The sequence below is a fragment of the Streptomyces sp. NPDC007901 genome (genome assembly GCF_042959465.1).
GTDB lineage: Bacteria > Actinomycetota > Actinomycetes > Streptomycetales > Streptomycetaceae > Streptomyces.
Genome location: NZ_JBIBKW010000004.1, coordinates 256,397 through 276,106 on the forward strand (window position 1 = coordinate 256,397; position 19,710 = coordinate 276,106).

At 70.4% G+C, this 19,710-nt stretch carries 14 protein-coding genes and 1 pseudogene; 9 read left to right on the forward strand and 6 right to left on the reverse strand.

Going from position 1 to position 19,710, the window contains the following annotated elements; all coding sequences use genetic code 11:
* The first annotated feature begins 12 nt into the window (after positions 1–12).
* The 4 genes from ACFZDK_RS15830 to ACFZDK_RS15845 are packed head-to-tail and all read left to right on the forward strand — an operon-like array spanning position 13 to position 5,149.
* Positions 13–1,416 carry an alpha/beta fold hydrolase gene (locus ACFZDK_RS15830; protein WP_390972866.1) on the forward strand — a complete coding sequence of 468 codons (1,404 nt, stop codon included), beginning with the start codon at positions 13–15 and terminating at the stop codon, positions 1,414–1,416.
* Entirely contained in the window at positions 1,413–3,179 is a 1,767-nt protein-coding gene (locus ACFZDK_RS15835; protein ID WP_390972868.1) for an FAD-dependent monooxygenase, read from the forward strand. The genes ACFZDK_RS15830 and ACFZDK_RS15835 overlap by 4 nt, the downstream gene beginning before the upstream one ends.
* Positions 3,180–3,185: 6 nt before the next feature.
* Positions 3,186–4,073 (forward strand): dioxygenase, encoded by an 888-nt coding sequence (locus ACFZDK_RS15840; RefSeq protein WP_390972870.1) that lies wholly within the window; start codon positions 3,186–3,188, stop codon positions 4,071–4,073.
* Positions 4,070–5,149 carry an iron-containing alcohol dehydrogenase gene (locus tag ACFZDK_RS15845; RefSeq protein WP_390972872.1) on the forward strand — a complete coding sequence of 360 codons (1,080 nt, stop codon included), beginning with the start codon at positions 4,070–4,072 and terminating at the stop codon, positions 5,147–5,149. Before ACFZDK_RS15840 ends, ACFZDK_RS15845 begins: the two co-directional genes overlap by 4 nt.
* 6 nt (positions 5,150–5,155) lie before the next feature.
* Here the strand turns inward: ACFZDK_RS15845 and ACFZDK_RS15850 are convergent, their stop codons facing one another.
* Positions 5,156–6,061: a LysR substrate-binding domain-containing protein gene (locus ACFZDK_RS15850; RefSeq protein ID WP_390972874.1), complete on the reverse strand. Its 906-nt coding sequence runs from the start codon at positions 6,059–6,061 to the stop codon at positions 5,156–5,158.
* A 228-nt stretch (positions 6,062–6,289) separates the two neighbouring features.
* Between ACFZDK_RS15850 and ACFZDK_RS15855 the strand changes: the two genes are divergently transcribed.
* The 3 genes from ACFZDK_RS15855 to ACFZDK_RS15865 are packed head-to-tail and all read left to right on the forward strand — an operon-like array spanning position 6,290 to position 9,692.
* On the forward strand, positions 6,290–7,531 hold the full coding sequence (locus ACFZDK_RS15855) for an acyl-CoA dehydrogenase (RefSeq protein ID WP_390972876.1): 1,242 nt from the start codon (positions 6,290–6,292) through the stop codon (positions 7,529–7,531).
* The gene (locus ACFZDK_RS15860; RefSeq protein ID WP_390972877.1) at positions 7,528–8,100 is read left to right on the forward strand and encodes a flavin reductase; all 573 of its coding nucleotides are present in this window, start codon (positions 7,528–7,530) and stop codon (positions 8,098–8,100) included. Before ACFZDK_RS15855 ends, ACFZDK_RS15860 begins: the two co-directional genes overlap by 4 nt.
* Positions 8,101–8,126: 26 nt before the next feature.
* Positions 8,127–9,692 carry a long-chain-fatty-acid--CoA ligase gene (locus ACFZDK_RS15865; RefSeq protein ID WP_390972878.1) on the forward strand — a complete coding sequence of 522 codons (1,566 nt, stop codon included), beginning with the start codon at positions 8,127–8,129 and terminating at the stop codon, positions 9,690–9,692.
* A gap of 1,116 nt (positions 9,693–10,808) precedes the next feature.
* Here ACFZDK_RS15865 and tcuA read toward each other — a convergent pair.
* Positions 10,809–12,281, reverse strand: a complete 1,473-nt coding sequence (gene tcuA / locus ACFZDK_RS15870; protein WP_390972880.1) for an FAD-dependent tricarballylate dehydrogenase TcuA — start codon at positions 12,279–12,281, stop codon at positions 10,809–10,811.
* Positions 12,282–12,522: 241 nt separating this feature from the next.
* Here tcuA and ACFZDK_RS15875 point away from each other — a divergent pair, with 241 nt between their 5' ends.
* Together ACFZDK_RS15875 and ACFZDK_RS15880 are read left to right on the forward strand one after the other, a co-directional pair.
* Positions 12,523–13,428 (forward strand): LysR substrate-binding domain-containing protein, encoded by a 906-nt coding sequence (locus ACFZDK_RS15875; RefSeq protein ID WP_390972882.1) that lies wholly within the window; start codon positions 12,523–12,525, stop codon positions 13,426–13,428.
* Between the two features lie 334 nt (positions 13,429–13,762).
* Positions 13,763–14,818: an MqnA/MqnD/SBP family protein gene (locus tag ACFZDK_RS15880; RefSeq protein ID WP_390972884.1), complete on the forward strand. Its 1,056-nt coding sequence runs from the start codon at positions 13,763–13,765 to the stop codon at positions 14,816–14,818.
* A 9-nt stretch (positions 14,819–14,827) separates the two neighbouring features.
* Here ACFZDK_RS15880 and ACFZDK_RS15885 read toward each other — a convergent pair.
* The 4 genes and pseudogenes from ACFZDK_RS15885 to ACFZDK_RS15900 all read right to left on the reverse strand — a co-directional run bounded on the left by ACFZDK_RS15885 (position 14,828) and on the right by ACFZDK_RS15900 (position 19,693).
* Positions 14,828–15,597, reverse strand: a pseudogene (locus ACFZDK_RS15885) (transposase family protein).
* Between the two features lie 210 nt (positions 15,598–15,807).
* Complete coding sequence (locus ACFZDK_RS15890) at positions 15,808–16,152, reverse strand: DoxX family protein (protein ID WP_390972885.1); 345 nt, start codon at positions 16,150–16,152, stop codon at positions 15,808–15,810.
* Positions 16,149–18,116 (reverse strand): acetoacetate--CoA ligase, encoded by a 1,968-nt coding sequence (locus ACFZDK_RS15895; protein WP_390972887.1) that lies wholly within the window; start codon positions 18,114–18,116, stop codon positions 16,149–16,151. Before ACFZDK_RS15895 ends, ACFZDK_RS15890 begins: the two co-directional genes overlap by 4 nt.
* Complete coding sequence (locus tag ACFZDK_RS15900) at positions 18,113–19,693, reverse strand: bifunctional 3-(3-hydroxy-phenyl)propionate/3-hydroxycinnamic acid hydroxylase (RefSeq protein WP_390972888.1); 1,581 nt, start codon at positions 19,691–19,693, stop codon at positions 18,113–18,115. The genes ACFZDK_RS15895 and ACFZDK_RS15900 overlap by 4 nt, the downstream gene beginning before the upstream one ends.
* Between the last annotated feature and the right edge of the window lie 17 nt (positions 19,694–19,710).

A 19,710-nucleotide genomic window follows, 5' to 3' on the forward strand; every position in this document is an offset into this window, starting at 1 on the left:
CGCGGCTCGGTCGTGTTGTCTCGCCGAGTCGACGACGTCGCGAGCGATTGGGTCGGCACCGGCAGCTTCCACCTGACCGGCCTCTCCGACCGCGACCCGCAGCACAAACTGCCGGTCGTGGAGCAGCTGGAGGCCGCGCTCTGCACCGACGCCCTGGTCACCCTCGCTGCCACGCCCACCTTCCCGGTGAAGTACCCGCCCTCGGGGACGCTGATGAGCGCCATGCATCACGACGTCCCCAACCGGCATTGGACCGCCCCGGAGCCGGTCACCAATAGTGCTGGGCATGGGCGCAGACGCCGTGACGGAGGTTCGCCGATGACCAGCTCCCCACCACCCGGAACCGCCGAGCCGGCCCGTGCCGCCTCGCCGTTGACGATCAGCGAGCAAGGCGCGTTCTGGGTCGGTGTCGGGCGCAAGCCGACCGAGGCCGGGACCGCCGCCGAGGCCGCGATGTACATCCAGTACCAGATCCCGGCCGATCTCCGGCATCCGCTGCCCGTGGTGATGGTCCACGGGGGCGGCGGCCAAGGCACGGACTACCTGTCGACGCCGGACGGGCGCCCCGGCTGGGCCACCCGGTTCCTCCAGGCCGGTTACGCCGTGTACGTGGTCGACCGTCCAGGTCACGGGCGCTCCCCGTACCACCCCGATGTCCTCGGGCCCATCGAGGGCGCGGCGCCGACGTACGAGTTCATCCGCTGGCTGTTCTGCGACGGGGCAGGACGACCTGGCAGCCAGTGGCCCGGCAGCGGCGAGGTCGGCGACGACTCCGCGCTGGACCAGTTGATGGCGAGCCAGGGCCCGACGCTGCCCACCTTCGCCGAGAACGAGGAGCAGATGCGGCGCTGCGGGGCCGAGTTGCTGGACCGGATCGGACCGGCCGTGCTGATCACCCACTCCATGGGGGCGCCGTTCGGCTGGCTGGTCGCCGATGCCCGGCCCGGACTGGTGAAGGCCGTCGTCTCCATCGAGCCGATAGGACCGCCGTTCATCGAACTGCCCGGCCTCGGAAAGCTGGAGTGGGGGCTCACCGCGGCCCCGATCACTTACGAGCCGCCGGCGCGGACCCCGGAGGAACTGCGCCTCCGGCTGCGCGAGGCCGGGGGCGACGGGCTGCAGGACTGCCTCGTCCAGGACGAACAGGCCGGCCCCGTGCGATCCCTGCCAGGGCTCCAGGGCTTCCCGATCGCCGTGGTCGCGGCCGACACCTCGCCGTTCGCGCCGTTCCAGCACGGTGTCGCCGACTACCTCGCCCAGGCCGGTGCGGACGCCGAGTTGCTGCGCCTGGCGGACCTGGGGCTCACGGGCAACGGTCACCTGCCCATGGGCGAGAAGAACTCCGACGACGTGGCCGAGGCACTGATGACCTGGCTGAACAAGCGACTGGCCGATGTGGAGGAAACGTCCCGATGACAACCGTGCCGACCGTGCCGACCGTCGAGACCGATGTGCTCATCGTGGGAAGCGGGCCCGCGGGAGCGAGCGCCGCACTGGCACTGAGCACCTATGGCGTGCCGAACGTCATGGTCACCCGCTACTCACGCCTCGCGGACACGCCCCGGGCGCACATCACCAACCAGCGGACCATGGAAGTGCTGCGTGACCTGGGTGTCGAAGAGGATGTGATCGCCCAGGCCACCCCGCAGCATCTGATGGGCAACACCGTCTTCTGCACCGCCATCGCGGGCGAGGAGCTCGGCCGGCTGAGGTCCTGGGGCAACGAACCGCTCGTGCAGGCTGCGCACGAGCTGGCGAGCCCCACCCGCATGTGCGACATGCCGCAGCACCTCATGGAGCCGGTGCTCGTGAACGCGGCCATAGCGCGCGGAAGCCAACTGCGGTTCGGCACCGAGTATTTGTCGCACGAGCAGGACGCCGACGGCGTGACCGCCACGGTCCGCGACCGGCTGCGCGGCGACACGTACACCATCCGCGCCAAGTACCTGATCGGCGCGGACGGCGGCCGCAGCAAGGTGGCCGAGGACGCCGGACTGCCGATGGGCGGCCAGATGGGCGTGGCCGGCAGCATCAACATCGTCTTCGACGCGGACCTCAGCAAATACGTGGCGCACCGACCGGCCACCCTCTACTGGGTGCTGGCGCCCGGCGCGACCGTGGGCGGCATCGGCGCCGGCCTGGTGCGCTGCGTACGGACGTGGAACGAGTGGCTGATCGTGTGGGGCTACGACGTCGACGCCGGGCCGCCGGACCTCACCGAGGAATACGCCCTGTCCGTCGTCCGCAAGCTGATCGGCGACGACGAGATCCCGGTGACCATCAAGTCGTCCTCCGCGTGGACGGTCAACGAGATGTACGCCGAGACGTACTCCAACGGCCGGGTGTTCTGCGCGGGCGACGCCTGCCACCGGCACCCACCGTCCAACGGGCTGGGCTCCAACACCTCCATCCAGGACTCCTACAACCTGGCGTGGAAGCTGAAGCTCGTCCTGGACGGCACCGCGTCCCCGTCCCTGCTGGACACCTACAGTGACGAGCGGGCACCGGTCGGCAAGCAGGTCGTCACCCGGGCCAACCAGTCCATCGGTGAAACGGCACCCGTCTTCGAGGCGCTCGGCGGCCTGGCGCCGCAGACCCCCGAGCAGCTGTGGCGGAACATCGCCGCCCGCAAGGACGCCACTACGGAGGCCGAGGAGCAGCGGGCGCGGCTGCGGGAGACGATCGCCTTCAAGGCATACGAGTTCAACGCCCACGGCGTGGACCTCAACCAGCGCTACACCTCCGCCGCGATCGTCCCGGACGGCACCGAGGACCCCGGCTTCGCACGCGACCCCGAGCTGCACTTCCAGCCGAGCACCCGCCCCGGCGCCAAGCTCCCGCACGCCTGGCTCTCCGCGGGCACCCGCAATCTGTCCACCCTGGACCTGGGCGGGAACGGCCGGTTCACCCTGATCACCGGCATCGGCGGCGAGCCCTGGACGGAGGCCGCCCGCATCCTCGGCAAGGAGTTCGGCCTGGAGATCGCCACGGCGGTCATCGGACCCGGCCAGGAGCACGAGGACCCGTACGGGGACTGGGCCCGGCTGCGGGAGATCGGCGACTCGGGCGCGCTGCTGGTGCGGCCGGACAACCACGTGGCCTTCCGCCGCCAGGACGCCACCGGTGACGTCACGGCCGCACTGCGGGACGCGCTGCGGCAGATCCTCGGGCGGGGCTGAGCGGCCATGGACCTCACGGCGAAGACCGCGAAGCCCGCGGAGACCGAGACGACGGCGGCGGTGCTGGAAAGCTTCGCCCACACCTCCGAACCCCGACTGCGCGAGGTGCTGGCCTCCCTGACGCGTCACCTGCACGATTTCGTACGGGACATCGAGCCGACCCAGGCCGAGTGGGAGCGGGCGATCGACTTCCTCACCGCAACCGGGCACATGTGCGACGACACCCGGCAGGAGTTCATCCTGCTGTCGGACGTCCTGGGTGTGTCGATGCTCGTCGAGACGATCAACGACCACAAGGCGGCCGCCGCGACCGACTCGACGGTGCTCGGCCCCTTCCACATGACCGAGTCCCCGGTCCGTGAACTCGGGGCGAACATCGATCTGGTCGGCGGCAGCGAGCCGTGTGTGATCAGCGGACGGGTCGTCTCCGTCGACGGCACCCCGCTGCCCGGTGCGACGCTGGACGTGTGGCAGGCCGACGACCAGGGCTTCTACGACGTCCAGCAGCCGGAGAAGCAGCCGCCGGGCAATGGGCGCGGGCTGTTCACAGCGGACGCGGAGGGGCGGTTCTGGTTCCGCTCGTGCGTTCCGAGCCCGTATCCCATTCCGACGGACGGGCCGGTCGGCTCGCTGCTGGAGGCGACCGGCCGTCACCCCTACCGTCCGGCCCATGTCCACTTCATCGTGGGCGCCGAGGGGTACAGCCCGGTGACGACGCACATCTTCGTGGCGGGCAGCGACTATCTGGAGTCGGACGCCGTCTTCGCCGTGAAGGAGAGCCTGGTCGAGGAGTTCGTCGAGGTGGACTCCCCCGCGGAGGCCGCGGAGTTGGGCCTGGCCAACCCCTTCCGCCGGGCACGCTTCGACATCGTGCTGCAACCGGTGATCCTGTGAAGGGCGAGGCCCTGGACTTCACCCACCAGGTACAGCCGATGCGCGTCCTCTTCCGGTCGGGTGCCGTCCCGGACGCGGTGCCCGACGAGGTCGCGCTTCTCGGCCTGCGCCGCGTCCTCGTGCTGTGCGACGACCATGGCCTGGACACGGCCCGTGCCGTCGCCGCGTCTCTCGGCGACGCCTGCGCCGGGCTGCACGCAGGGGCGGTGACGCACGTCCCGGTGGAGGTCGCCGACCTGGCCGTCGAGGCGGCTCGCGAAGCCAGGGCCGACGGCTGCGTGGCGGTCGGCGGGGGTTCCGTGACCGGCCTGGCCAAGGCCGTCGCGCTCAGGACCGGCCTGCCGATCGTCGCCGTCCCGACGACGTACGCCGGATCGGAGATGACACCCGTCTGGGGCCTGACCGAGGGCGCGGTCAAACGCACCGGGCGCGACCCGAAGGTGTTGCCGCGCAGCGTCGTGTACGACCCGCTGCTCACGCTCACCATGCCGCCCGTGGGGTCCGCGACGAGCGGCATGAACGCGATCGCGCACGCCGTCGAGGCTCTGTACGCCCCGGACTCCACTCCGATCGTCTCCCTCATGGCGCAGGAGGGTGTGCGGGCGCTGGCCGCGGCCCTTCCCGAGATCGTCGCCGACCCCTCGGGGCATGACGCGCGCAGCCGCGCGCTGTACGGGGCGTGGCTGTGCGGTGCCTGTCTCGGCGCGACCACCATGGGGCTGCACCACAAGCTCTGCCATGTGCTCGGCGGCACCTTCGACCTGCCGCACGCCGAGACACACGCCGTCGTCCTGCCCCATGTGCTGGCGTTCAACGCGCCGGCGGTTCCCGAGGCGCTGGCGGCGCTGCGCCGGGCGCTCGATGTCCCGGATCCGGTACGGGAGTTGCACGAGCTGGGCGAGCGGCTGGGCATCCCGCGATCGCTCGCCGACCTGGGCCTGACCGCCGCCGACGTGGACCGTGCGGTCGACGTCGCTCTCGGGGCGCCGTACGCGAATCCCCGCCCGGCCTCCGCCGACGAGCTGCGCGCCGTGCTGCACGCGGCCTGGGCGGGCGAGCCGCCGTACGGGAGCTGACCGCTTCTACTGGGCGAGTTCGGCGTACGGAACGCCGGTCGCGCGTCGGGCCACCCGGCGTGCGACCTCGGCGAACGCCGGGGCGGCGGGCGAGTGGCCCGTCTCCGGATAGGCGACCGCGGCCACCGCGCCGAGGGGCTCTTTCGGAGCGACGGCCTCCACTCCCGGGTGTGGCGGGAACATCCGGGCGCCCGACAAGGGCATCAGTCCCACCATGTGCTGGTAGGCGATCTTCGAGGCCATGTCCAGGGCCGAGCGGGCGTGGGAGCCGACCGTCGGGGCCTCGTGGTCCCCGTGGCGTCCCCCCACCCACAAGTCGTCGCCCGGGTGGGGGGTGACCCAGGGCTGGTCGTAGACCTCGGTCATGTCCACCGCGGCGGCCGAGGCCAGCGGATGCCCCTTCCACAGCGCGAGGGAAACGGGCTCGGTGAAGATCGGTACGCGTGTCAGGCCCGGCATGTCGACGTTCAGACACAGCAGCGCCACGTCGCACTCGCCGGCCAGCAGCGGGGCTTGCCCCTGGTGGAAGTCCGCTTCGTGCACCCGGATCGTGGCTCTGGGATACCGCTCGCGGAACGCCTCGATGACCGGATGCGTCAGCTCCGCAAGAGCCACCCCGTAGAGCGCGACCCGCACCTCGTCCCGTCGCCTGGCCCTGATGGTGTCTGCGGCGGCGGCGAGCCGGTCGGCGTCGGCCAGCACCTCGCCCGCCCGTTCGAGCAGTTCCGCGCCGTCGGCGGTGAGCGCCACATGCCGTTTGTCGCGGTCGAACAGCTGGACGCCCAGCTCACGCTCGAGGGCGGCGATCGAGCGCGTCAGCGCGGGCTGGGTGAGGTGCAGACGCTCGGCGGCGACCCGGTAATTCAAGGTCTCGGCGAGCGCCGAGAAATGGCGCAAGTTCCGGAGTTCCACTCAGCCCTCCAGAAAGGCGAGGTCCACGGCGTTGTGGTCCGCGCCAGGTTACAGCGCGCTTCCCCGCACGTCACCAGGCAGAAATGTGCGGCATTCCCGTCACCCCCTCCGACCTGGTGTGATGCACGGCACTCATCAAGCCCACAGCCACCGGCATTGGACGGTCCTTCGCCGCGCCGCCAACACTCCCTTCAGGCCGACCCAGAACAACAGCGGATGGGGTGCGAATTGTCCGAGACAACCGAGGCAGCCGAGATAATCATCGAGATTCCGCAGCCGGAGCCGGATCTGACACCGGAGGAACTGGTGCGCCGGGCCGCCGGCATGAGGGCCTGGCTACGTGATCATCAGGACGAGACCGAACAAGGGACCGGTATCTCCGAGGACACGCACAAGGCGTTCCTGGAGGCGGGTCTCTACCGGTCCCTCCAGCCACGCCGCTTCGGCGGTTACGAGTTCGGCCTGCGGACCTACTCCCGGATGGTCACAGAGGTGGCCCGCGGCTGCCCGTCCAGCGGCTGGAACCTGTGTCTGGCCGCCTCCCACAGCCTGGTGGTGGCCGGCCGCTTCCCCGAGAGCACCCAGCGCGAGGTGTTCGGGCCGGACGGTGACTTCCGGGCTCCGCTGCCGATGGCCCCGAGCGCCACCGCGACGAGGACCCCCGACGGGTACCTGGTCAACGGCCGCTGGGACTACGCCTCCGGAGTCAACGTCTCCACGCACTTCCTGGGTGGCGTGCTCATCATCGACGAGGAGGGCGGCATGCCCACGCCGGGCCTGGTGCTCGTGCCCTCCGGCTGGCGGATGCTCGACAACTGGGGCGAGATCCTGGGCTTCCGCGGCAGCGGCTCCAACAGCGTCGTGGCCGAGGACGTCCTCGTACCGTACGAGTACGTGTCCAGGACCTACGTCGCGGCGAACGACGCCACCGACGGGCCGGGGGTGGAACTGCACGGCAACCCGATGTACGCGGGCCGGCTGATGACGTTCTTCAACATCCAGCTGTGTTCGATCGTGGCGGGCACCGCCTGGGCCGCGATCGACGAGTACCAGCGGATCATCACCACCAAGAAGAGCCCGCTGCCGCCCTTCAGGCCGCGCAGCCACGATCCGGAACACCAGCGCAACCTCGGCCTGGCCACGGCCCTGGCCGACAGCGCGCAGCGGATCATCCTGTCGGTCGCCGACGACTACACCGCCTACGCGGCCCGGGGCCTGGCAGGGGGCGAGCCCTTCTCCTACCTGGACGACCAGGCCCTGTCCCTCACGGCCCGGCAGTCCGGCCAACTCGCCTGCCAGGCCGTCGAGATGCTGGCCTCGGCCAGCGGCTCCAGCGCGCTGGCGAACGGCCAGCGCATGCAGCGGTACCTGCGCGACGTCGCCACGTACAAGACGCACGTCAACGCCCAGCACAGCTGGTTTGCCACGGGATACGCCCGCTCTCTGCTCGGCGTGGAGAACCCGGCGTGAACCGGTCGACGTCCGCCGCGACGACGCCCGGCGGCGGCCCGGCGGACGACCCCGGCCGGTTCCGGCACGTGCTCGGCCACTACCCGACCGGTGTCACGGTGGTCACCGCGAAGGAACCCGACGGCACCCCGGTCGGCATGGTCATCGGCTCGTTCACCTCGGTGTCCCTCGATCCCCCGCTCGTCGCGTTCTTCCCCGGCCGCTCCTCCACGACCTGGCCGAGGATCATGGCCGGCGGCTCCTTCTGCGTGAACGTGCTGGCCGCCGGCCAGGAGAGCCTGTGCCGGGATGTCAGCGCCAAGGCACCCGACGTCTTCGACCGCCACCCGTGGCGCGGCGCGCCCTCGGGCAGCCCCGTCCTGGCGGGCGTCGCCGCCTGGATCGACTGCGACATCGCCGACGTGTGGACCCTCGGCGACCACTACTTCGTCCTCGGCCGCGTACGGGAACTCGGGGTGGAGAAGACCGGCGTCTCGCCGCTCGTCTTCTCCCGGGGGCGGCTCGCCCCGTTGCCGCCCCGCCGGGACCACGACGACTCGGCCGACTACACATGGCCCGACTGGCTCTGAGAGATCTGAGAGAGGAAAGACGCACCATGCGCGATCAAGGGCTCGGCTCGTGGCCCGCGCGGCGCGCCCGCATGGCACCGGAGGCCACCGCCGTCGTGCACGACGGTGGATCCCTGTCCTACGCAGAGCTGGCCGCGCGCGTGACGCGGCTCGCTCATGCCCTGCGTGCCCTGGGGGTCGGCCACGGCGACCGGGTGGCCTACCTGGGCGCGAACCACCCGGCCCTGGCGGAGACCCTGTTCGCCGCGAACGCGCTGGGCGCCGTCTTCGTACCGCTCAACACCCGCCTCGCGGCACCCGAGTTGGCTTTCATCCTGAGGGACGCGGGGGCGGCGGTACTGCTGTACGCCGCCGAACTCACCGATGTCGTGGACGCGTTGAGGGACGACGTGGAGGTGAAGCACTACGTCGAGCTGGGCAGCGCGTACGAGGAGCTGCTGGCGAACACACCCGACGACCCCCTGGACGAGACGGTCGGCCTCGACGAGGTGTGCATGATCCAGTACACCTCCGGCACCAGCGGCCGTCCCAAGGGCGTCATGCTGACTCACGCCAACATCGCCTGGAACTGCTTCAACATGCTGCTGGACGGGGACATCGCCTCCGACGACGTCGCTCTGGTGGTGGCACCGATGTTCCACACCGCCGCCCTCAACACCGTCTTCCTGCCGGGCTTCCTCAAAGGGGGGACGTCGGTGCTGATGCGCGGCTTCGACCCGGACCGGGTGCTCGACGTCATCGCCGAGCACCGGGTGACGAGGATGTTCGGCGTGCCCGCGATGTACCAGGCCATGGCCCGGTCGTCGCGGTGGGCGACGGCCGACCTGTCGTCGGTCCGGATCCTGCAGTGCGCGGCGGCACCCGTCCCCAAGGCCCTCATCCACACCTACCAGGACCGTGGCCTGACCTTCCTCCAGGCGTACGGCCTGACCGAGACCGCCCCCGCCGCACTGGGCCTGCGCGCACGGGACAGCATCCGCAAGGCCGGCTCGGCCGGCACGCCCTGCTTCTTCACCGACGTACGCGTGGTGCGGCCCGACCTCACCGATGTCGCACCGGGCGAGGTCGGCGAGGTGATCATCGAGGGCCCCAACGTGATGAAGGGCTACTGGCAGTGGCCCGAAGCGACCAAGGACGCCTTCGTGGACGGAAGTTGGTTCCGCTCCGGAGATGCGGCCACCGTCGACGAGGAGGGGTACGTCACGATCGTCGACCGGATCAAGGACATGTACATCTCCGGCGGGGAGAACGTCTACCCCGCCGAGGTCGAGCAACTCCTCCACCAGCATCCCGCGGTCGCCGAATGCGCGGTGATCGGCGTACCCGACGAACGATGGGGCGAGGTCGGCAGAGCGCTGGTCGTGCCCCGCGCGGGCGCCGAGGTGTCGCCCGACGACATCATGAACTCCCTGTCCGGCCGACTCGCCAAGTACAAGCTCCCCAAATCGGTCGTCCTCGTCGACACCCTGCCCCGCAACGCCACCGGCAAGATCCTCAAGGCCCGCCTGCGCAGCCAGTACGGCTCAATGCCGGCCCCAGGGCGCCGAGGAGGCATGAGGCCAGGGGACCCGAAAACGCCGGGTGGCGGCTGATCCACTTCGACCTCACGGTCACGAAAGGGGTGCGGAGGCCGTTCGCCGGCGCGCTTCCTGCCGCCGCGGGAATCTGGACAGTGCAAGCCCCAGCACGGGCGCTCTCGTCCTTCCCAGCACGAATCCAGCACGGTTGAGATGAGCAGGGGTCTGCTACCCGATGGATCATCGCTACTCGATGGCCGACCACCACCGCCGGCCTTGTCGTCGACGTGCTGAAAGCGAGCTGCGCGAGCGCTGGTTCACCCGGATGCTCGCACCGGACCACGTCGTTCACTGCTTCGTCGGCAGCCTCGCCAAACGACCCAGGACGTTCATGCCGCTCAGTCTCTTCTATCCTGCGGCGCGACATCGTCGAGAACCACCAGGAGGAGCTGTTCTACCTGTAAATGGGCCGCACAGGACGCCTCATCCGAACGAAGGTACTCTCGTGACACCCGGAATTCCTGCGAAAGCGACGGGCATTGTGTCCGGGGCAGCACGCCCAGGGAACCACGGGAGCACCGTATGCGCAGGGGCCTCAACGAGCGGCAGCAGGCCGTGCTCGATCGGAGTCTTCTTGGGACGGTGCGAGTTCGGCGATGACTTGCCGGGTGGCCGCCAGGTCCGTGAGCTGTACGAACTCCTCGGCATGCCCATCGACGAGGCATCGGTCAACGTCACCCGCGCTCGCCTCGGACGCCTCCTTCGTCAAGGCTTCCCCACCGAGCCCGGACGAGGCCCTACCAGAATCGGACTTGACGTCCACTCGGAGCTCCGGAAACCGCAGCTCAGGCATGCCCTCCACGTCCACCCGTGGCAACTCCCGAAGTAGGTCGTCGAACCGAGGGACAATTCCCCAAACCGCAGGTCAGGGGCCTTGGCGGTCGACTCATGGATCGCCACGCACTCCGGGTGACGCGTCATCGGGAAGGTATGCAGTCTGACCCCACCCGGGAAACATGCAGCTCAGAGGCGCTTTCAAGGACGAATCCAGGCCCCTCGGAAGGCTTCGTGCGTCATCACCACAGCCGTGCGTCAGCAACCGCTGGGGCGCGCGGGCCGAATTCATCGACGAAGCAGGCGGTCACGGCATCTACCACACACCGTGTGATTCAACCCGTTGCGGCGTCGCCGTCAACGCCTGGCGGCGGCTGCTGAGCGCCCGGCGCGCCTGCCGAGCACCGAACCGGCGGTGAGGCCGGAGCCTCCAGGGTAGTTGAACCAGAAGAGCCCGCCGACGAGTTCGCCGGCCGCGTACAGCCCAGGGACGGGGCGGCCGCTCAGGTCCAGCACCCGCGCGTCGGCGTCGATCCGCAGCCCGCCGAAGGTGAAGGTGATGCCGCAGGTCACCGGGAAGGCGACGTACGGAGGAGTGGTCAGCGGCTGGGCCCAGTTGGACTTGGGAGGGGTGATGCCCTCGGTCCGGCAGCCGTCCTTGACCGTCGGGTCGAAGCGACCGGGGACAACGGCGGCGTTGAACCGCTCAACCGTCTCCGCCAGCCGGCCCTCGTCCATGCCGAGTTCCTTGGCCAGGCCCTCCACGGTGTCGGACTCCACCCTGGTGATGCCCGCCGAGGCGTACTCCTCGGGGCGCAGCAGCGGCGCGGACGTCGCGTCGAAGAGCTGGTAGGCGACGCCTGCCGGTTGCTTGAGGATCTCGGCACCGTACTTGGCGTAGGTGTAGTTGCGGAAGTCCGCTCCCTCGTCGACGAACCGGCGGCCCTCGGCGTTGACCACGATGCCGAACGGGTAGCCGCCGCGGGTGAGTTGGTTGGTCAGCTCCCGGTCGCCGGTCGCTCGGGCTTGGCTGTCCCAGGCCACCGCGTGGCAGCCGCTCCAGTGGCCGTAGGGTTGCGCGCCGGCCGCCAGGGCCATGCGGATGCCCTCGCCGGTGTTGTACGGGGTTCCGCGCACCAGGGCCAGGTCCCAGCCCGCGCCCAGGTAGCCGGCCCGCATCTGCGGGTTGGCCTCGAAGCCGCCGCTGGTGAGTACCACGCCGTCGGCATCGATGCGCTGCCCGTCGGCGACCATCACGCCGCCAACGGAGCCGTCGGCTGCGGTGGCCAGGCCGGTGACGGGGCTGTCGAAGCGGACTTCGATGCCGCTGCGATCGGCGGCGGCAAGGTGCTGGTCGATCATTCCTTTGCCCCCGCCGACCACGCCGACGGCCAGTCCGCCCCAGAACCGGTAGCGCCCGTCCACCTCGTAAGCCTGCCGGTGGAACATGAGCTCGAATCGCAGGCCGAGGCTGCGCAGCCAGGTCATCGTCTCGCGGGATTCACCGACCAGGATCCGGGCGAGTTCGGGATCGGTCCTTCCCTGGGTCACCCGGGTCAGGTCGGCGAGAAAGTCGTCCTCGGTGTAGGGGGCGAGGTCGACGCGTCCTGCACGGCCCCCGGGAAGTGGCTCGACCAGCGAGGTGAGGTCGGTGAGCCCGCCGTGGCTGGTGCGCATCGCCCCGGCAGTGAAGTAGGAGTTGCCTCCGGCCCACTGGCGGGGGGCCTTCTCCAGCAGCAGCACCCGTGCTCCCTGCTGTCGGGCGGACTGAGCCGCGCTGAAGCCGGCGTTCCCGCCGCCGACCACGACGACGTCCCACTGCTCGGTCATGTGTACTCCCATGGGTTCGGACAGCAGATGCCCGGATCGGAGATCCTTTCGGGGCTGGGGCGTACGGATCAGGGACTGTGTGCGTACGCGACCGCAGCTTGAATCTCTTTCACCAGGGCCCGGCGGGCGGGTTGACGGCTGCGCGGCCCGCCCGCCGGGCAGTACGACGATGCGCCAGCAGCGCCATCAGTACAATCGAAAGAAATTGAAGCTGCTTTCACAAATGCTTAAGGCGGTCGCGATGAGCCTCGATGTACGCCGCATGCTGGTGCTGGCCGAGGTGGCTCGCCGGGGCTCCATCACGGCGGCCTCGATCGCCCTGAGCTATACGCCCTCGGCGGTGTCCCAGCAGATCAGCAGGCTGGAAGCGGAGGCCGGGCAGCCGCTGATCGCGCGGCACCCCCGGGGCGTCACGCTCACCGAGGCCGGCCGCACTCTGGCCGAGCATGCCGCACGGATCGATCGCCAGTTGCGAGCCGCACGCCGATCCCTCGATGACATCGCGGGCCTGCACAGCGGGACCTTGCACATCGGTACCTTCCCCACCATCGCCGCATCCCTGCTGCCCCGCGTCGTGCCCGCCTTTCGCACCCGGTACCCGCAGGTTGAGCTGGCCGTGCACAGCGACCGCAACGCCGGCCTGATGGACCTCCTCGAGAGCCGGGAGATCGAGCTTTCCTTGATGTGGGACTACCCGTGGCGGCGCCTGGACGAGACCAACCTCGATGTCACCCATCTGCTGGACGACCACACCTGCCTGGTCGTCGCCACCAGCCACCCGCTCACCGCCCGGCACTCCGCCGGTTTTGAGGAGCTGGCCGAGGAGAACTGGATCGTCCGGGGCGATCACCCGGTCGCCGAGCTGCTCACCCGTAGCTGCCGTGCCGCCGGCTTCGAGCCGAAGATCGCCTACCGGGCACACGACTACCAGGAAGCCCAGGCCATGGCGGCGGTCGGCCTGGGCATCACGCTCGCCCCCAGGTTCGCCCTGGCCAGCCTGCGGGACGATGTCACCACCATCGACCTGGGCCCCTCGGCCCCCGTTCGCCGCATCCTGCTCACCCGGCTGCGCGACAATCCACCGACACCGTCAGCCAAGGCCATCGCAGAACTGCTCATCGAGACCGCCGGGACCCTGCGTTCCTAGACACGCGTTCCGCGGCGTGACGGCCGGCGACCGCCGCCGTCCCGCGGGGCATACCCAGGACCCGTGGCTGCCGAGCTGCTCGGGCCGATTGCCGCACACAGTCAGAGTCGGATGAAGGAGGCCCGGGACTGTTCGAACGGCAGGTTCGTCATGCCTGCGCCCACCCGGGCACGTGGTGCCTTCTCGTAGAGCGGCAGACGATCCTCTGTTCGTGGTGGCGGTCACGTGGGCGTCGGACGGATGCCTTCGCTCAACCCGGTGTGTACGCCGCAGCGAAGAGCGGCGTCGGCCGGCGTTCTTGTGACCGCCACCACGAACGAAGAAGTCGACGGTTGTGATCGCGCTGACGGCGGGCGTCGCCCTGCCCGCGGCGCTGCTGGCCCTCGCGGCGTTGCGGCCCTCGGCCACACACCGGTCCAGCACGTGCGGGGCACTAGCAGCCGGGGTGCAGGAAGACCGCCGCCGGGCGTTCGGAGCGGGACTTAAGATGATCTGCATGACGTCCTCCAGCCAGATCCGTCAACCGACGAGGCGACCGCGGGTCGGGCGCAGTGCATTCCTGACATGCACGCCCCTGTACTGGGGCTTGGCGCGGAGCACCGCCCTGTTGGACATCGACCTTGTCCAGGACACACCCGACCGGCTGACGGAACGGTTGCTCTCCGGCGACCTGGACGTCAGCTCGATCTCATTGGTCGAGTATCTGCGGCACAGCGATGACCTCGTGATGCTGCCCGACATCGCCGTCGGAAGTGACGGGCCGATCCAGTCCTGTGCGATCGTCACGAAAGTGCCGCTGAGCGCGCTGGATTGCCGCACGGTCGCACTCGCCACGACCAGTCCCACCTCCGCACAGATGTCCCGGCTGCTGTTGGAGCAGCACTACGGGGTCACTCCGAGGTATGTGACGCGGCCGCCTGATCTTGAGGTCATGCTGGATTCTGCCGATGCCGCCGTTGTGACCGGGGACGCCGCCCTGGCGGCGACGATGAACCGGCCCGTCTCTCCCGGCGTTCGGGCGTACGACCTGGGTGAGCTGTGGAGACGCTGGTCAGGGCTGCCTTTCGTACTGGCCGTGTGGGCGGTACGGAAGGAGACAGCGGCGCGGCGGCCGGACATCGTCGGCATGGTGCACCGCAGTCTGCTGGCCGCGCGCGGCCTCGCGCGGAGTGAGTCCCGCGAGCTTGCCGACCGGGTGGCCGTCTGGGAGCCCTTCACCGCCCCGATGCTGCAGGACTTCTTCACCCGGACCCTCGCCTTCTCCCTCGGGAAGCGGGAACGGCTGGGGCTGAGCGAATTCGCGCGCCGTTCGGGATATGTCACGCCGGCTCTCCCCTCTCAAAGCGTGTTGCAGAAGGCCGTGAACAGGCAGCCTGATCTGGACTGTTGACGCATCCGGTCATGCGGCGAGGGCGAGGTTGTGCATGCGGGCGCCGGCCTGGACGGCGTGATGGAGGCCGTCGCCGCGTTGCCGGCAGTCACGAAGGATCTTGTAGTTCTTCATCCGGCCGATCACGTGCTCTACGCGGGCGCGGACCTTGCGGTGCGCGGCGTTGTCCTCCTTCTCGCCCTTGAGCAGCGGCCGGCCGGGCCGTTTGCGGTGCGGGACGATCAGGCCGATGTTGATGCAGGCGCCGTCGCCGAGCACGGTGACGCCCTGGCACTGCTCGGCCAGACGCGAATCCCGCCAGGCTTTCGCATCCGGGTCGTGCCCGGCACCAGCCGGGCGGCAGCCACCACCAGGCGCGTGTCCGCGTCCACGATGACCTGCACATTCGCCGAGAAGCGGTAGTTACGTGAGGACGTGCCCACCGTGCCGTCGCGGACCGGAATGAGGGTGCCGTCCACGATCCACAACCGCTCGATGGCATCCTGCGGAGCGCGGACGGGCTCAAGCGCGAGCAGCGGGCCAAGGCGCTGGATCACCCGGCAGACGGTGGCCGGCGAGACGCCGAACAGCGGGGCCAGCTGCCGCATGGTCAGGTTCGTGCGGTAGTAGACCGCCACCAGCAGCACCCGCTCGGCCAGCGGCAGCCGCCACGGCCGCCCCCATCCACAGCCATCCCCACCACGCGCACGCACCGCCCGCAGCAACCGCCCGAACTGATCGATCCGCAGCCCCCTGGACGCTTCCACCCACACCCGCTCGGCCCTCAACACCCCAGCCATACAACGTAGATGCCCTGTTCACGGCCTTCTGCAACACACTTTAAGCACGTCCGAGGCCTGTCGAGCCCAGCGTCTCGCAGGCCCCGGACGTCGGTGCGGGCCACCCCGGTCTCGGGGGGAGGCCGGTGTGCGATGGCAGCCCGCGCGGAGCCGGGAGGGGCGGCCGCCACCCTCACAGGGGGCCGCCCGTGCCCGGCCGTACAGGACGCGTCAGCCAGCGGTCATCGCCGTTGCCGCGTATGTCAAGGAGATCAGGGCCAGTACGGCGGCCGGGACGGCCCGGACCGGCGGGTCACCGTGGCGCAGGTGGATCACCGCCGCCGCGGCCATCAGCAGGGCGAGGCCTGTCGCGGCTGCCACGCCCAGCGGCGTCCAGGTCAGCCCCGTCAGCAGACCGGCGACCCCGGCCACCTCCATCGCGCCGACGACGCGGTAGAGCCGTACCGACATGCCGAGATGGGCCGCCGCCTGGCGCATGAACGGCGCCGAGGCCAGCTTCGCCAGCCCTAGCGGGAGGAAGACCAGGGACAGGGTGACGGCGAGCACGGTGGTCATGAGGCGGACCTGCCCTTGCGGCGCTCGGCGCCCAGCCGGACGTAGTGGTCGACGAGGTCGGGGCTGTCCACGGTGGCGGGGTTGACGACCTGCTCGACCGGGGCGCCCTGGAGCAGTCGTTTGATCGGGACCTCCAGCTTCTTGCCGGTGCGGGTGTGCGGGATGCCCGGCACTTCGAGGATCTCGTCGGGGACGTGGCGGGGTGAGGCGCCGGTGCGGACGGCGTCGCGGATCTTCTCGCGCAGGGTGTCGTCCAGGGTCACCCCGGCCGCCGGGACCACGAACAGCGGCATCCAGTAGCCGCCGTCCGGCTCCTCCGCGCCGATGACCAGGGCCTCGGCGATCTCGGGGAGACGTTCGACGACATCATGGATGTCGGCGCTGCCGAGCCGTACACCGTTGCGGTTGAGCGTCGAGTCGGAGCGGCCGTGGATGATCACCGAGCCGTGCCCCGTGACCGTGATCCAGTCGCCGTGTCGCCACACCCCGGGGTACGCCGAGAAGTAGGCGTCGCGGTAGCGGGTGCCCTCCGGGTCGTTCCAGAAGTACAGCGGCATCGACGGCATGGGGCGCGTGACGACCAGCTCGCCGACCTGGTCGACGACGGGGAAGCCCTCGGCGTCGTACGCGGCCAGCGCCACGCCCAGGTGCGGCGCGGACAACTCGCCTGCCCAGACCGGGGTGTTGGGTGCGCTGCCGGCGAAGCCGGAGACGATGTCGGTGCCGCCGCTGATGGAGGCCAGCAGGACGTGCTCGCCGACGTGGTCGCGCACCCAGGGGTAGGCGGAGGCGGGGAGGGCGGAGCCCGTGCAGCCGACGACGCGGATCGAGGAGAGGTCGTGCGCGGACGGGTCGATGCCCCATTTGGCCATGCCCAGCAGGTATTGGGGGCTGGTGCCGAAGACGGTGACACGGTGGCGGGCGGCCAGTTCCCACAGCACGTCGAGCTTGGCGAAGGGCGCCGGGCTGCCGTCGTAGGTGCAGGTGGTGGCGCCGGTGAGGAGGGTGGAGGCGACCAGGTTCCACATCATCCAGTGGGTGGTGGTGTACCACAGGAGGCGGTCGCCGGGGCCCAAGTCCGAGTGCAGGCTCAGGGTTTTGAGGTGCTCCAGCAGGACGCCGCCGTGGCCGTGGACGATACCCTTGGGCAGGCCGGTGGTGCCGGAGGAGAAGACGACCCACAGCGGATGGTCGAACGGGACCGGTACGCAGGTGAGTTCCTCGGTGCGGGTCGAGGCGTCCTCCCAGGGGACGACCAGGGACGGGTACGCCTGCGCCGGCCACGGCAGGCCGACGTGGTCCACCAGCAGGGTCGCCTTCAACGTGGGGAGGGCGTGGGCGAGTTCGAGGACGGCGTCGCGGCGGTCATGGGTGGTGCCGTTGAAGAGGTAGCCGTCGGCGGCGATCAGCACGGTGGGTTCGAGCTGGGCGAACCGGTCGGCGGCGGCCTTGGGGGCGTAATCCTGTCCACACACGGACCAGACGGCGCCCAGGCTCGCGGCGGCGAGGAACGCGACGATGGCGTGCGGGGTGTTGGGCAGATAGCCGACGACCCGGTCGCCCTTGCCGACGCCGAGGTCGCGCAGGGTGGCGGTGACGGAGGCCACCAGTTCACGCAGCCGCCCGCCGGTCACCTCGTACCCGCAGCCGGTCTCGCCGAGGGCGAGGATCGCCACGTCGTCGTCGGCGAGGTTACGCAGGGCGTGGTGGGCGTAGTTGAGGGTGGCGCCGGGGAACCACTGGGCGCCGGGCATGGTCTGCGCGGCCAGGACCTGCTCGTAGGGGGTGTCGGCGTCGATGTCGAAGTACTCCCACACCGCGCCCCAGAAACCCTCCAGGTCGGTGATCGACCAGCGGTGCAGGGCGGCGTAGTCGTCCGGGTCGATGCCCTGACGCCGGGCGAAGTCCGCGATGCGGCTGGCGGCCGCCGTCTGCGGATCGGGGGTGAAGAAGGGCGTACTCATCGCGTCGTACTCCTCAACAGGTGTTTCGGGGCCGTCCGTTCGGAAGGGACAGGGCTTCGCGTGGTGTGCAGCAGGGAGGCCCAGGCGGCGGTCGACGTGAAGTCGCGGCCGCCGGCCGGGACGACGTCCATCACGACGCGGTCGGGCCGCAGCAGGACTGCGTCCGCGCGTCCGGCGCACAGCCAGGCGGCGAGGGTGCCGTCGTCGCCGAGGCCGTCCACCGAGACCGCGTGCACGCCGAGACCGTGCGCGAGCGCGGTCAGGGAGGGGCCGGGTTCGGAGGCGGTCAGCACGGTGAAGGAGTCGCCGAGCAGCTCGTCGAGACGGGTACGCCGTCCGCCGACGCTCACCCACGGTTGCGGACAGTGCGTGCCCGCCAGGCGTCGGCGGACCCCGCGCCGCACCAGGGGCCCGGCGGTGAGGGGCGGGCTGAGGTCGCGGCCGGCCAGCTCGGTCAGACCGGGTATCCGGCAGGCGGCGGCCAGCGCCCGTCGGCGGATCGCGGCGGCGCCGTCCTGGCCGCCGGTCATGGCCCAGCCCATCGCGACCGCGAGCCGGACCACATGCCGGGCGTGCGGCCTGCGTTCGCTCTCGTAGGTGTCCAACAGCCGTTCGTCGCCGCCCTGCTGGAGGACACGGGCGAGTTTCCAGGTGAGGTTGTAGGCGTCCCGCAGCCCCGAGCACAGACCCTGTCCGATGAACGGCGGGGTGAGGTGGGCGGCGTCGCCGAGCAGGAAGACCCGTCCGCTGCGCCAGCGGTCGGCGACGCGTGCGCGGAAGGTGTACTGCGTCTCGCGTACGACATCGAAGTCCCCGTCGTACGAGGGCGGCAGCCACGGAGCGATCAGCTCACGGACCGTCTCCTGCCCTTCCCCGAGCCGGAACTCCCAGCGGTAGCGGTTCTCGCTCACGCGCATGAAGGTGGCCGGCCGGGCCCGGTCGCAGACCTGGTCGACGCCTTCCCAGCAGCGCACGGGGCCCGTCGTGTCGACGTCGATGACCTTCCAGCGCTCCTCGAAGCGCAGGTCCTCCCACACGCCGCCGATCGCCTCGCGGGTGAGGCTGTTGGCGCCGTCGCAGCCGAGGACCGCGTCGGCCCACAGCTCGTGCTCACCCTCCTCGTCGCGGTAGGTCACACGGACGGTGCCGGTGGAGTCCGGGCCGACGCCGGTGACCTCCACGCCACCGCGCAGTTCGCACTCCGGGCGCCGGGCCACGGCGTCACGCAGTAGGCGTTCCAGCTCGGGCTGGTCGAACATGCTGGTCTGCGGATACCCGTGGTGCCCCTGCGGGGAGCGCCGGAACTCGGCCATCACCCGGTGCCGGGCGTCCAGCAGCCGCAGCCCCTTCGCCGGGCGGGCGATGGCGGCGAACTCCTCACCGACGCCCGCAGCCTGAAGGATCCGGTGGATCTCGTCGTCGCCTGCGACGGCGCGGGGGAGCGGGTAGACGTCCTGGTGGCGTTCGAGGACGACCGTGCGGACTCCGCGCCGGGCCAGGAGGAGGGCGGCGGTCACGCCCACCGGTCCGGCCCCGACGATCACGACGGGCACACGTGCGGCTTCATCGACGGTCATGTGCGGCTCACCTCGGG

Bases quoted from the DNA above. Each gene is read 5' to 3' on its own strand.
- ACFZDK_RS15890 (WP_390972885.1), bottom strand. From the start codon at position 16,152: ATGACCACCGTGCTCGCCGTCACCCTGTCCCTGGTCTTCCTCCCGCTA.
- ACFZDK_RS15840 (WP_390972870.1), top strand. From the start codon at position 3,186: ATGGACCTCACGGCGAAGACCGCGAAGCCCGCGGAGACCGAGACGACG.
- ACFZDK_RS15835 (WP_390972868.1), top strand. From the start codon at position 1,413: ATGACAACCGTGCCGACCGTGCCGACCGTCGAGACCGATGTGCTCATC.
- ACFZDK_RS15875 (WP_390972882.1), top strand. From the start codon at position 12,523: ATGAGCCTCGATGTACGCCGCATGCTGGTGCTGGCCGAGGTGGCTCGC.
- ACFZDK_RS15895 (WP_390972887.1), bottom strand. From the start codon at position 18,116: ATGAGTACGCCCTTCTTCACCCCCGATCCGCAGACGGCGGCCGCCAGC.
- ACFZDK_RS15900 (WP_390972888.1), bottom strand. From the start codon at position 19,693: ATGACCGTCGATGAAGCCGCACGTGTGCCCGTCGTGATCGTCGGGGCC.
- tcuA (WP_390972880.1), bottom strand. From the start codon at position 12,281: ATGACCGAGCAGTGGGACGTCGTCGTGGTCGGCGGCGGGAACGCCGGC.
- ACFZDK_RS15865 (WP_390972878.1), top strand. From the start codon at position 8,127: ATGCGCGATCAAGGGCTCGGCTCGTGGCCCGCGCGGCGCGCCCGCATG.